Consider the following 11,370-nt stretch of genomic DNA (forward strand, 5'->3'; position numbering starts at 1 on the left):
GGTGAAGCAGAGGCGCGTATTGACCATCGGGTTGCCCCTGAATGGGTGACATCTCTGCCGCCCTGAGAGGCTGTCGGCGTGAGCGAGTTCGTGATGCCCCTGCCGCTGCCCCTCGACGTCGTCTCCCTGACCATGGGACTGATCAACATCGAGTCGGTCAGCCACCACGAGGGGCCGATCGCCGACTCCGTCGAGCAGGCGATGCGCACGCTGCCCCACCTCGAGGTGGAGCGCTTCGGCAACACCGTCGTCGCCCGGACGAACCTCGGCCAGGCCGAGCGCGTCATCGTCGCCGGGCATCTCGACACGGTGCCGGAGAACGACAACCTCCAGCCGTACGTCGAGATGGGCAAGCTGTTCGGTCTCGGCGCGTGCGACATGAAGGGCGGGGTCGCGGTGATGCTGAAGTCCGCCGCGCTCGGCACGTACGGACGCGACGTCACCTTCCTCTTCTACGACGGCGAGGAGGTCGCCGCCGAGCACAACGGCCTGGGCAAGCTCGCCCAGGAGCGCCCCGACCTTCTTCAGGGCGACCTCGCGATCCTGATGGAGCCGAGCAACGCCGGCGTCGAGGCCGGCTGCCAGGGGACCATGCGGGTGCGCGTCACCACCACCGGCGTGCGCGCACACTCCGCACGCTCGTGGATGGGCGAGAACGCGATCCACAAGGCGGGCGAGATCCTGCGCAAGCTCGAGGCGTACGAGCCGCGTGAGCCCGTGATCGACGGTCTGCAGTTCCACGAGGGCCTCAACGCGGTCTTCATCGAGGGCGGCGTCGCCGGCAACGTCGTACCGGACGCGTGCACCATCACGGTCAACTACCGGTTCGCGCCCGACCGCTCCGAGGCCGAGGCCGAGGCGTTCCTGCGGGACTTCTTCGACGGCTTCGAGGTCGAGGTCACCGACAGCGCCCCGGGAGCCGTCCCCGGCCTGGACAACCCGCTGGTCCGGGCGTTCGTGGAGCGCTCCGGGGCCGAGCCGCAGCCGAAGCTCGGCTGGACCGATGTGGCCCGTTTCAGCGCGCTCGGCATCCCCGCGATCAACTACGGACCCGGCGATCCTCAACTCGCCCACACCAAGGACGAGTATGTTCCTACCGCACAGCTGACGGAGTGCGAGCACGTGATGAGGGAGTGGCTTCGGGGATGAGTGCCATGCGCAGCGGGTTCAACGGCGGCCGGCCGGCGAACAGCCCGGGCGCGCAGTCGGGTGGCATGACCAGTGACCAGGCGCTCCTGGACAGCCGTGGTCCGAAGGACTGGAACCACACCGACATCTGGCGGGTGATGAAGATCCAGTCCGAGTTCGTCGAGGCGTTCAACGACCTCGCCGAGATCGGCCCGGCGATCAGCGTCTTCGGCAGCGCCCGGACGAAGCCCGACGACCCGACGTACGAGATGGGCGTCAAGGTCGGTGCCGCCCTGGCGCAGGCCGGCTTCGCCGTGATCACCGGCGGCGGCCCCGGCACGATGGAGGCGACCAACAAGGGCGCCGCGGAGGCGGGCGGCACCAGCGCCGGCTTCGGCATCGAGCTCCCGTGGGAGGCGCGGCTCAACGAGCACGTCAACCTCGGCATGGAGTTCCGCTACTTCTTCGTCCGCAAGACGATGTTCATCAAGTACTCCCAGGGCTATGTCGTCCTCCCGGGCGGCGTCGGCACCCTCGACGAGCTCTTCGAGGCGATGACGCTCGTCCAGACCGACAAGGTCACCCGCTTCCCGATCGTGCTGATGGGGGTCAGGCACTGGTCCGGCCTGGTCGACTGGATGCGCGAGACGATGCTCGCGGACGGCAGGATCGCTGCCTCCGACCTCGACATGCTCACGCTGACCGACGACGTCGACGAGGCCGTCGACCTGATGGTGAAGGCACGGGATAGCCGATGATGTGGGTCTTCGCGATCCTGATCGTGCTCGCGATGGGATCGATCGCGGTGATCGCGGCCGGTCGCGGCACGCCGATGCAGGACGAGTACGACGACCGTCCCGACGCCTTCGTGCCCGCGGAGGACGAGCTGATCGGGCCCGGCGACCTCAAGGCGGTGCGCTTCTCGCTCGCCGTTCGGGGCTACCGGATGTCCGAGGTCGACGCGCTGCTGTCCCGGCTGGCCAAGCAGCTGGAGGAGGAGAACGGCGCGCCCGTGCCGCTCGCGCTGCCGGCGCCGCAGGCCGCTGAGGTCCCCGTCGTGCCGCCTGCCGGCGCGGCCGCACCCAGCCGCGACGACGACCGTACCGACTCCCCGGAGGACCCTGCCTGATGGCAGTGGTGGTCTACGTCCTCACGGGACTGGCCGGGCTGATCGTGCTGCTGACCCGGCTGCGCTGGCAGCAGGAGGCCGTCGCCGGCCGTGCCGCCGTCAGCGACCGCTGGGCGCTGTGGCACACGCTCTGCGGGGTGCTCGCGCTGATCACGTGGACGACGTTCCTGATCGGCTCGGAGGACACCTGGTTCGGCGGCGCCGGGATGGGGATCGTCGGGCTCGGCCTGTGGTGGCTGGTGGTGATCTTCGGGATCGTCATCCTGGCCCGCTGGCTGCCCAGCCGCGGCCGGCACGCGGGAGAGGGCGGCGAGGACGGCTGGACCGGCGGGCCGTGGCTCTCCTTCCTTGCCCATGGCGGCATGCTCGTCATCACCCTGGTCTTCACCTGGGCCTACGTCCTGCAGAAAGTGTGATCCCGTGACCCTGCGACTCGGCGCAGCACTCACCACCCTGACCCTCCTCGCCCCGCTCGGCCTGGCCGCGACCTCGACCCCCGCCGGGGCCGAGGTCGGCTCCGTCAGCGCGCGGCCGCGCCCCGCGGTGGTGGGGAAGGTGGTGATCGGGCGCTCCGTCCAGCACCGGCCGATCGTCGCCTGGCACCTCGGCGAGCAGGGCCCGCACATCCCGACGGTGGTGATCGTCAGCACGATGCACGGCAACGAGCGCCAGATCCAGCAGATCCCGCAGGCCCTGCGCGACGGCGGGAAGGTGCACGGCATCGACCTGTGGGTGCTGCCGGTGATGAACCCCGACGGGCTGGCCCGCGACACCCGGCAGAACGCCCATGGCGTCGACCTCAACCGGAACTTCCCGACCAAGTGGGTGCACACCACCGGGCACTACGCGTCGGGCCCCAGCGCCGCCAGCGAGCCGGAGACGCGCGCGATGATGCGCTTCCTGCTCAAGGTCCGGCCCGACCGGCTGATCAGCTTCCACCAGCCGCTGCACGGCGTCGACGTCGACGAGCGGCGCCCCGGGTTCTCCCACCGGGTCGCGCGCGCCCTGCGCCTGCCGGTCTCGCACGTGCGCTGCGGCGGCGTGTGCGGCGGCACCATGACGCAGTGGTTCGAGGCGCACCTGCCGGGCTCGGCGATCACCGTCGAGTACGGCGACAGCCCATCTCCGCGGACCCTGCGCTGGCAGGCGCCGAGCGCTCTCGTACGCCTCTTCGGTGGGCATCGCTGACGTGCGTACACCCCATAGGGGATAATGGTGCGCGCACTCAGAGCCACAGACCGGCTCTGTTCGACTTTTGATGAAGGGGTGCCACGATGGCGGCGATGAAGCCACGGACGGGCGACGGTCCGATGGAGGTCACCAAGGAGGGACGCGGCATCGTGATGCGCGTTCCGCTCGAGGGTGGGGGTCGTCTCGTCGTTGAGCTCAACGCAGAAGAGGCCACCGCCCTTCGCGACGCCCTCCAGGGCGTCGTCGGCTGATCGTGGCCGCACCCACGCTTCCGCCCCAGGTCGTCCCGCCGCTCTTCCTCCTCGCCGCCAGCGGTCCCGAGGACCTCGAGGTCGAGGTCGTCGCGCTGCCGGTCGCGCTCCCGCTCGACGGGGACGCGACGACGGAGGACGGGCCGGGCCTGATCCTGGGGCCGGGAGCGGTGGCGCTCGACGAGCGCTACGACCTGCTCGCCCTCCTGGAGAGCGAGCGGGCCACCGGCAAGGCCGGCGAGGTCGTCTCCGTGCCCGTGGCCGGGGGCGGCACGCTCAAGCGGATCCTCCTGGTGGGGGTCGGCGCCCAGCGCGGCGACGACTTCCGGCGAGCGGGCGCGGCCCTGGCTCGTGCGACCCGCGACGTGGCCTCGGTGGCCACCACCATCCCGGCCCTCGAGCCGGACGTCGCACTCGAGCCGTTCGTGGTCGGCGCGATCCTCGGCTCGTTCGCCTTCACGTGGCGCTCGAGCGGACCGCAGTGGCACCCGGCGGCGGCCATCACGCTCGCCGACCTCGCCCCGCAGACGTACGCCGCCGCGCTCGCCCGGGCCGAGGTCATCGGACGCGCGAGCTGGCGCGCCCGCTTCCTGGCCACCGTGCCGTCCAACCTCAAGAACCCCGCCTGGCTCGCCGAGCAGGCCCTCGAGGTCGCCGGATCGACCGGGCTGAAGTCCCAGGTCTGGGACGAGAAGCAGCTCGCGGCCGAGGGCTTCGGCGGCATCCTGGCCGTCGGGCAGGCCTCGGCCACCCCGCCGCGGCTCATCCGGCTGGACTACACGCCGCCGAAGGCGGGCCGGAAGACGCCGACGGTGGTCCTGGTCGGCAAGGGCATCACGTTCGACAGCGGCGGTCTCTCCATCAAGACCGCCGACGGCATGGCCACGATGAAGCGCGACATGACCGGCGGGGCCGTGGTGCTCTCGACGATGGCCGCGCTCGCCGAGGTCGGCTGCCCGGTCCGTGTGGTCGGCCTGATCGCTGCTGCCGAGAACGTCATCTCCGGCAACGCCCTGCGTCCGGGCGACGTCATCCGGCACTACCCGGGCGAGAAGGGCCGTACGACCGAGGTCACCAACACCGACGCCGAGGGGCGTCTGGTGATGGCCGACGCGCTCGCCTATGCCGTCGACAAGATCAAGCCCGACGTCCTTGTCGACGTCGCCACCTTGACCGGCGCGATGAAGGTGGCGCTCGGTCAGCAGGTCGGCGGCTACTTCGCCACCGACGACGTCCTCGCCGGCCGGCTCGCGGAGGCCGCCGACGTCTCCGGCGAGCCGCTGTGGCGGATGCCGCTGTTCGCCGCGTACGAGGAGCGGATCGCCTCGACCGTCGCCGACGCCGACAACGCCGGCGGGGGACCGGGCGCGATCACCGCCGCCCTCTTCCTGCGGCCGTTCACCGGCGGCCTGCCCTGGGCACACCTCGACGTCGCCTCGGTCGGCGATGCTCCTGAAGAGCGCTTCGAGTGGACCAAGGGCCCGACCGGCTTCGGTACGCGCCTGCTGCTCAGCTGGCTCGGTCAGCCCGAACCGCTCGCCGGCATCAACGGCTGACTGGGCCCTCGCGCAGCTTCGCAGCACCGCGGCGACGTCTAGCGGCCAACTCGCTCGTGCCGGAGGGCCGAGTCGGTGGTGCGGGAGGGCCGAGTCGGCGTCAGGCCTCGGGGACCCACTCCTTCTTCGCGACCAGTAGGCCGTCGCCGACCGGGAGCAGCAAGGGCGTGAGCTCCTCGTGCTGCGCGACCGTGCGGACCAGGTCACGGATGGAGACGGTCTCGGGGTCGCGCTGGGCGGGGTCGGCGACCCGGTCGTGCCACAGCGCGTTGTCGAACGCGACCACGCCGCCGGGACGCAGCAGCCGCAGCGCCTCGGTGAGGTACGCGGCGTACTCGGTCTTGTCGCCATCGCAGAACACGATGTCGTAATGGCCGTCGGTCAGGCGCGGCAGCACGTCGAGCGCGGCACCGGAGATGGTGCGGGCGCGCTGGGTGGGGACGCCGGCCTCGGTGAAGGTCTGACGCGCCAGGCGCTGGTGCTCGGTCTCGATGTCGACGGTGGTCAGCACGCCATCGGCGCGCATGCCGCGCAGCAACCACAGCCCGGACACGCCCGTGCCGGTGCCGATCTCGACCACCGCGCGCGCGTCCAGGACCGAGGCGAGGAACCGCAGTGCGGCGCCGGCACCGGGACTGATCGGGGACACCCCGACCTCCTCGGCGCGCGTACGGGCTGCGGCGAGGAGCTCGTCCTCGGCGACGTACTCCTCCGCGAACGTCCAGGTGGCGGCGGTGGGCGGCGGGAACTGCTTGACCATGGGGGCCAACCTATCGCCCGCAGTGTGCCGGTGGCGGGAACATGGGGAGCGGGAAGTTCGTTGGCCCCATTAAGGAAGCGTTCAGACGACTTTCCTACCGTGGTGGGGACCGAACCCGGTCCGACGTGAGGGAGACACGAAGTGAGTACGGAACAGCAGGCGCCCGGTGTGGCTGCGACCGTCCCGACGTGGGACGAGATCGTCGAGCAGCACTCCGACCGCGTCTACCGCCTCGCCTACCGCCTGACCGGCAACCGCCCCGACGCCGAGGACCTCACCCAGGAGGTCTTCGTCCGGGTCTTCCGCTCGCTCGACAGCTACGTGCCCGGCACCTTCGAGGGCTGGCTGCACCGGATCACCACGAACCTCTTCCTCGACCAGGCCCGCCGCAAGCAGCGGATCCGGTTCGACGCACTGTCCGACGAGCGCGCGGCCCGGCTGACCAGTGCCGCGCCGACGCCGGACCTCGCCTACACCGACCAGCGCTTCGACGACGACATCGAGCGGGCGCTGTCGACCCTGCCGCCGGACTTCCGCGCGGCGGTCGTGCTGTGCGACGTCGAGGGTCTGTCGTACGAGGAGATCGCCGAGATCCTCGGCGCCAAGCTCGGCACCGTCCGCTCCCGGATCCACCGCGGCCGGGCCATGCTCCGCAACGCCCTGTCCCACCGGGCCCCGCGCTCGGGGCGCATGCGCTACTCCGGTCCGAAGGTGCTGTGGGGCGGAGCCTCGTGATCTCGGGGCTCGGCGGTGGCCTCAGCGGTTGGGGTGGCCACCTCGGCGATCGCGCGAGCGCGCTGCTCGACGGCCAGCTCGGCGCCGAGGAGACCGAGCGCGCCTGGGCACATGTGCACGGCTGCCACACCTGTCGTGACCAGGTCGAGCGCGAGGGCTGGCTCAAGCGCCGCCTCGCCGGGCTGACCTACGACCCGACCGCCCGGGCCGTCCCGGACAACCTCAAGGGCACCTTGCTCGGAGCTCCGGGCGACGTCTTCTTCGGGTTCCACGCGGAGGCGGACAACGCGGTCCGGTCGCACCGGCGTGCCATCGGCCTGGCCGCGCTCGGCGGCAGCGCCGTCGGCGCCGCGATGATGGGGGTGCTCGCGTTCGCGGCGGCCCCCGCCTCGGCCCCGACCACGCCGGCGCCCGCCGCGGTCGGCTCGGCCGTCCCCGTGCCGATCGCCGCGATCACGCTGCGCCCGCAGCCGTAGCGGCGGCACCCGCCTAGCTCTCGGCGTCGGCGTCCTCGAACGGATGCTCCGCCACGAACGCCTTGGTCTCGGCGTACAGCTGCTGGATGTACTCCTCGAGCGCCGTCGCCTCGACCCGCCACTGCCCCCGGCCGCCGATCTTGATCGCGGGCAGGTCACCGCGGCGTACGAGCGCGTAGACCTGGGCCGACGAGGTGTTGAGCGTCTCCGCCACGTCGGCAAGGGTCAGGAAGCGAGGGGTCCCCGGCATGGGGCCATGCTCCCACCTCCGTCCCACCGCAGGGCCGGTGGGCGCGCGGACTGTGGATAACGGGAGCACCGGGTTTGACGGACCCAGGTTCTGGTCATGATCCGGGACGTGGCTCGCACACTGCGCCCGGCCCTGGGCACCTCGGTGACGCTCCCGGCGGTCTCCGCCGGCGGCGTCGGCACCGCCGCACCACCCCAAGCCGCTCGTACGAGCCGACCCGGCTGGCGTGACCCGCGCCTGTGGATCGGCATCGCGATCGTGGCGGCCTGCGTCGTCATCGGCGCCCGCGCGCTGGGTTCCGCCGACGAGACGGTCGGGGTCTGGGCGGTCCGGGCCGATGCCGGGACGGGCGCCGTCCTCAGTCGCGACGACCTGGAGGTCCGGCAGGTCCACTTCGCCGCCGACTCCGATCTGGCCGGCTACCTCCGCGCCGACCAGCCGCTGCCGGCGACGATGCCGCTGGCCCGTCCGGTCGGCGGGGGAGAGCTGCTGCCCCGTGCGGCCCTCGCCGCCGACACCCCGACCGACACCGTCGAGCTCCCGCTCTCGGTGGATCCCGCGCAGGTGCCGCCGGCGGTGCGCAGTGGCTCGGTGGTCGATGTCTACGTCGTCGGCACCGGCAACGGCGCGGTGAGCGGTCCGAGCGATCCGACGCTCGACGTCGCCGGCGCCACCCCGGCGACCCCGGCGCTCAGCGCCGTCACCGTCGTCTCCGCCCCCGGCGTCGACGACGTCTTCGGCAGCGGCCAGACCCGGCGACAGCTGACCCTGGCGGTCCCGGAGAAGCGTGCGCAGGCGTTCTTCGGCCTGCTCGGCAGCGCCGCCGACCCGACCGTCACGGTCGTGCTGCGTCCGGCGGGCTGAGCGATGACGCCGGTGCTGATCCTCGCGGCCGGCGCCGGCTGGGAGACAGCCGCCCTCGGCGTGCTCGAGCGGGCGCCCGGCCTGGTCGTGCTGCGCCGCTGCGTCGACGTGGACGACCTTCTCGCCGCCGCCACGTCGGGTCAGGCCGAGGCGGCGGTGGTCGCCCTCGACGTGCCGGGTCTCGATGCCCGTGTGGTCGACCAGCTGCGCCACCACGGCGTCCGCGCGATCGGGGTGCTTCCGCTCGGTGCGGGCCAGGAGTCGGCCCGCAGCGCCGCCAGCCGCGCGGGGATCGGCCGGGTCGTGAGCGAGGACGACCTCGCCGCGCTGCCCGGCGCCATCACCGCCCCCGAGGTCGCGGCGCCGCCGACGCCGGCCGGCGGCACGCCCACCAGCCTGCGTGGCGAGCAGCCGGCGATCGCGGGGCGTCTCGTCGTGGTCTGGGGGCCGGCCGGCGCTCCGGGGCGCAGCACCGTGGCCGCAGCGGTCGGCGCCGAGATCGCGCGGCGCCAGCGTCCGGTGCTGCTGGTCGACGCCGATCCGTACGGCGGATCGATCGCGCAGCAGCTCGGCATCCTCGACGAGGTCTCCGGCCTCCTCGCCGCCTCACGCAGCGGCCTCGGCCCGGCCACCCGCCTGCTCGGCACCCACCTCGCCGTGCTCACGGGCCTGCCCCGCCCGGACCGCTGGGCGGAGATCCGTCCGGGCGTCCTCGCGGACCTCGTCGAGCAGGGTCAGCGCGTGGGGGAGGTCGTCGTCGACACGGGCTTCAGCCTCGAGGAGGCGCCCGACCCCACCGCCCGTGCCGGGCGCAACCAGCTGACCCTCGAGGCGCTCGACGCCGCGGACGAGGTGCTCGTGGTGGGCTCCGCCGATCCGGTGGGGCTCAGCCGGCTGGCCCGCGGGCTGGTCGACCTGCGCGATCTGGTGCCCGCCACCCCCGTACGGGTGGTGGTGAACCGGATGCGGCCCAGCCTCGGGTGGAGCGAGCAGGACGTCGCCGGGATGGTGGCCGGGCTGGTGCGACCGGTCGGGATGCACTTCCTGCCCGATGACCGGGTCGCGCTCGACAAGGCGCTCGTCGCCGGCCGTACGCTCGCCGAGACCGCGCCGGACTCGCCGCTCGGGCGAGCGGTCTCCGCGCTGGTCGGCGAGCTGCTACCCGGCCTGACGGCGCCCGTCGCCGGGCACCGCCGTCTCCCTACGCCGAGAAGAGCAGGTAGAGGCCGCCGATCGTGAAGCCGACCATCGTGACCAGCAGCGGGATCTGACCAGTGACCATGTGCCGGCGCGGTAGCACCGCGATCGCGCGGCGGTGTGCGGAGACGACGCCGACGATGTGGCCGATCACGACGGCGAGCACCTTGAGGTTGGCCAGCAGGGTCGGGTGGTAGGCGAAGAAGTAGTTCACCGACCAGTCGGCGGTGCCGAACCAGTTGGCGCCGTTGCTGAACGGGTCGCTGGCCTGCACCAGGGTCGCCTGGCCGCCCTCCCAGAAGTAGCTGAGGTAGTGGGCCACGACGTACCCGCCGACGATCGGCACCAGCGACGGCGCCAGGATCCCCGGCAGGGCCCGGCGCTCGAGGTCGTCGCCGACGCCCGTCAGCATCGTGCCCGCGCAGAAGAACGCCGCCACCCCGATCGGGAAGACGACGAGCGCGATGTTGTCGGCGAGGTAGGAGTGCCGGGCGACGATGTTCTCGCCCTGGATGAACTTGAGCCACGGCGTCGCGTCGCGGAACGAGTCGAAGACGATCGTGCCGAAGAGCACGGCCAGCACCGCGACCAGGCCGCGGTGCGGGGCCAAGGTGTCGAGGTTGGCGAGCGGGCTGCGCACCACGAGACGACCCTCCGGGTCGCGTCCCCAGACGGACAGCTTCGACATCAGCGTCGAGTAGACCTCGAACGGGTCGGCGTTCTCGTAGAACCGCTCGCCCCACAGCTGGCCGCCGATCAGCATCGCCGCGACGTAGAGCGCGATCCACAGCCGCACCGGGCCGAGGTAGGAGTTGTGGGTGTAGACCAGCTCCATCCAGGTGAACGCGAGCAGGCCGACGACCGCCGGCCAGTAGCCGAACCGGGCCTCGTCGTAGACGAAGAGCCCACCCCCTTCGACGCCGGCGTCGCCCCGCAGCCGGTTGATGCCGGCATTGATGGTGCGGACGGGACTGATCGCCTTCCACACCGGGCCCAGCAGCATCGAGGCGAAGACGAGTCCGACCCACCACCAGATGTAGAAGACGCCGAAGACGGGGTTGATCTCCAGGTCCTGCCCGAAGACGGCCACCATCGCCGTGTAGGCGAACAGAAGGATGCCGAAGGCGCGCAGCGCGATCGTCCAGGCGCGGGAGTCGACGAACGCGCCGATGCGGCGCACCCGGATGCCCGACTCCGCAGGGTCGGTACGGGGCGCGACCGGGGTCAGGTCGTCGGGGCCGATCCCGTCTCGGTCGCGTACGGTCCACGCCAGGACGACGAAGCTGACCACCAACGCGATGACCGCCGCGACGATCGCGGTCTCCAGCGGGACCGGGAGGTCCTGCTGGCCACCGATGCCGTGCGCGAGCGTCAGATCGCCACCGCGCGCGGCCACTCCTGGGGTCACTGGACCTGGAGCTGGACGATGGTCTTGTCCAGGGCGTGGGACTCGACCTCGATGATGCCGGGCTTGTCGAACGGCCCGACGGTGAGCTCGGTCGTGCCGGCGTTGTACTCGAGCTGCTGCTCCGGGGTGGAGTGGACGTGGATCTCGCCGGCCGCGTCGGCCTTGACCACGAACTGGACCTTCTGGCCGACGGCCACGTCGACCCGCTCGCCGTTCGGCGTCACCGAGTCGCCGTCGAAGGTCACGTTGATGACGAGGGGCTTCGAGGTCGAGCCGTCACCGGTGGTGTCGGAGTCGTTCGAGGAGCCGCAGGCGGTCACCAGACCCGCCATGCCCAGCAGCACTGCCAGGGTCGCCATCAGTCGTCGCATGTCTGCCACAATCGCATGCGAACCAAAGAACCGTCTGAGAGGGCGGACCGGGAG

15 protein-coding genes are annotated in these 11,370 nt (G+C 72.0%); 11 read left to right on the forward strand and 4 right to left on the reverse strand.

From position 1 onward, the window contains the following. The first annotated feature begins 93 nt into the window (after window positions 1–93). The 7 genes from dapE to ACZ5L9_RS11265 all read left to right on the forward strand — a co-directional run bounded on the left by dapE (window position 94) and on the right by ACZ5L9_RS11265 (window position 5,255). The gene (gene dapE / locus ACZ5L9_RS11235; protein WP_464536851.1) at window positions 94–1,149 is read left to right on the forward strand and encodes a succinyl-diaminopimelate desuccinylase; all 1,056 of its coding nucleotides are present in this window, start codon (window positions 94–96) and stop codon (window positions 1,147–1,149) included. Continuing rightward, window positions 1,146–1,886: an LOG family protein gene (locus ACZ5L9_RS11240; protein ID WP_464527673.1), complete on the forward strand. Its 741-nt coding sequence runs from the start codon at window positions 1,146–1,148 to the stop codon at window positions 1,884–1,886. Before dapE ends, ACZ5L9_RS11240 begins: the two co-directional genes overlap by 4 nt. Beyond that, the gene (locus tag ACZ5L9_RS11245; RefSeq protein ID WP_464527675.1) at window positions 1,883–2,257 is read left to right on the forward strand and encodes a DivIVA domain-containing protein; all 375 of its coding nucleotides are present in this window, start codon (window positions 1,883–1,885) and stop codon (window positions 2,255–2,257) included. The genes ACZ5L9_RS11240 and ACZ5L9_RS11245 overlap by 4 nt, the downstream gene beginning before the upstream one ends. After that, a complete protein-coding gene (locus ACZ5L9_RS11250; protein ID WP_464527677.1) occupies window positions 2,257–2,673 on the forward strand; it encodes an SHOCT domain-containing protein in 417 nt (138 codons plus the stop codon). The genes ACZ5L9_RS11245 and ACZ5L9_RS11250 overlap by 1 nt, the downstream gene beginning before the upstream one ends. Before the next feature lie 4 nt (window positions 2,674–2,677). Beyond that, complete coding sequence (locus ACZ5L9_RS11255; RefSeq protein WP_464527679.1) at window positions 2,678–3,445, forward strand: M14 family zinc carboxypeptidase; 768 nt, start codon at window positions 2,678–2,680, stop codon at window positions 3,443–3,445. A gap of 86 nt (window positions 3,446–3,531) precedes the next feature. Continuing rightward, window positions 3,532–3,699: a DUF3117 domain-containing protein gene (locus ACZ5L9_RS11260; RefSeq protein ID WP_464527681.1), complete on the forward strand. Its 168-nt coding sequence runs from the start codon at window positions 3,532–3,534 to the stop codon at window positions 3,697–3,699. Between the two features lie 2 nt (window positions 3,700–3,701). Continuing rightward, window positions 3,702–5,255 carry a leucyl aminopeptidase family protein gene (locus tag ACZ5L9_RS11265; RefSeq protein ID WP_464527683.1) on the forward strand — a complete coding sequence of 518 codons (1,554 nt, stop codon included), beginning with the start codon at window positions 3,702–3,704 and terminating at the stop codon, window positions 5,253–5,255. A 100-nt stretch (window positions 5,256–5,355) separates the two neighbouring features. Here the strand turns inward: ACZ5L9_RS11265 and ACZ5L9_RS11270 are convergent, their stop codons facing one another. Further along, a complete protein-coding gene (locus tag ACZ5L9_RS11270) occupies window positions 5,356–6,015 on the reverse strand; it encodes an O-methyltransferase (RefSeq protein ID WP_464527685.1) in 660 nt (219 codons plus the stop codon). A gap of 168 nt (window positions 6,016–6,183) precedes the next feature. Here ACZ5L9_RS11270 and sigE point away from each other — a divergent pair, with 168 nt between their 5' ends. Next, on the forward strand, window positions 6,184–6,750 hold the full coding sequence (gene sigE, locus ACZ5L9_RS11275; RefSeq protein WP_464527687.1) for an RNA polymerase sigma factor SigE: 567 nt from the start codon (window positions 6,184–6,186) through the stop codon (window positions 6,748–6,750). Continuing rightward, window positions 6,747–7,226 (forward strand): anti-sigma factor, encoded by a 480-nt coding sequence (locus tag ACZ5L9_RS11280; RefSeq protein ID WP_464527689.1) that lies wholly within the window; start codon window positions 6,747–6,749, stop codon window positions 7,224–7,226. Before sigE ends, ACZ5L9_RS11280 begins: the two co-directional genes overlap by 4 nt. Before the next feature lie 13 nt (window positions 7,227–7,239). On the opposite strand, the gene ACZ5L9_RS11285 is transcribed toward ACZ5L9_RS11280, so the two are convergent. After that, window positions 7,240–7,476, reverse strand: a complete 237-nt coding sequence (locus ACZ5L9_RS11285) for a helix-turn-helix domain-containing protein (protein WP_464527691.1) — start codon at window positions 7,474–7,476, stop codon at window positions 7,240–7,242. Between the two features lie 108 nt (window positions 7,477–7,584). Here ACZ5L9_RS11285 and ACZ5L9_RS11290 point away from each other — a divergent pair, with 108 nt between their 5' ends. Further along, window positions 7,585–8,340 carry a hypothetical protein gene (locus ACZ5L9_RS11290; RefSeq protein WP_464527693.1) on the forward strand — a complete coding sequence of 252 codons (756 nt, stop codon included), beginning with the start codon at window positions 7,585–7,587 and terminating at the stop codon, window positions 8,338–8,340. 3 nt (window positions 8,341–8,343) lie between these two features. Further along, complete coding sequence (locus ACZ5L9_RS11295) at window positions 8,344–9,579, forward strand: AAA family ATPase (protein ID WP_464527694.1); 1,236 nt, start codon at window positions 8,344–8,346, stop codon at window positions 9,577–9,579. Here the strand turns inward: ACZ5L9_RS11295 and ACZ5L9_RS11300 are convergent. After that, the gene (locus ACZ5L9_RS11300; protein WP_464527696.1) at window positions 9,542–10,945 is read right to left on the reverse strand and encodes a hypothetical protein; all 1,404 of its coding nucleotides are present in this window, start codon (window positions 10,943–10,945) and stop codon (window positions 9,542–9,544) included. The genes ACZ5L9_RS11295 and ACZ5L9_RS11300 overlap by 38 nt on opposite strands. Then, window positions 10,942–11,304 (reverse strand): hypothetical protein, encoded by a 363-nt coding sequence (locus ACZ5L9_RS11305; protein ID WP_464527698.1) that lies wholly within the window; start codon window positions 11,302–11,304, stop codon window positions 10,942–10,944. The genes ACZ5L9_RS11300 and ACZ5L9_RS11305 overlap by 4 nt, the downstream gene beginning before the upstream one ends. Window positions 11,305–11,370: the final 66 nt, after the last annotated feature.

This window comes from Nocardioides sp. JCM 18998, from assembly GCF_055391535.1.

What these genes read in the sequence shown, in the direction of transcription:
- ACZ5L9_RS11250 (WP_464527677.1), top strand. Translation starts at nt 2,257, where the DNA reads ATGGCAGTGGTGGTCTACGTCCTCACGGGACTGGCCGGGCTGATCGTG.
- ACZ5L9_RS11285 (WP_464527691.1), bottom strand. Translation starts at nt 7,476, where the DNA reads ATGCCGGGGACCCCTCGCTTCCTGACCCTTGCCGACGTGGCGGAGACG.
- ACZ5L9_RS11260 (WP_464527681.1), top strand. Translation starts at nt 3,532, where the DNA reads ATGGCGGCGATGAAGCCACGGACGGGCGACGGTCCGATGGAGGTCACC.
- ACZ5L9_RS11305 (WP_464527698.1), bottom strand. Translation starts at nt 11,304, where the DNA reads ATGGCGACCCTGGCAGTGCTGCTGGGCATGGCGGGTCTGGTGACCGCC.
- ACZ5L9_RS11240 (WP_464527673.1), top strand. Translation starts at nt 1,146, where the DNA reads ATGAGTGCCATGCGCAGCGGGTTCAACGGCGGCCGGCCGGCGAACAGC.
- dapE (WP_464536851.1), top strand. Translation starts at nt 94, where the DNA reads ATGCCCCTGCCGCTGCCCCTCGACGTCGTCTCCCTGACCATGGGACTG.
- ACZ5L9_RS11245 (WP_464527675.1), top strand. Translation starts at nt 1,883, where the DNA reads ATGATGTGGGTCTTCGCGATCCTGATCGTGCTCGCGATGGGATCGATC.
- ACZ5L9_RS11270 (WP_464527685.1), bottom strand. Translation starts at nt 6,015, where the DNA reads ATGGTCAAGCAGTTCCCGCCGCCCACCGCCGCCACCTGGACGTTCGCG.
- ACZ5L9_RS11295 (WP_464527694.1), top strand. Translation starts at nt 8,344, where the DNA reads ATGACGCCGGTGCTGATCCTCGCGGCCGGCGCCGGCTGGGAGACAGCC.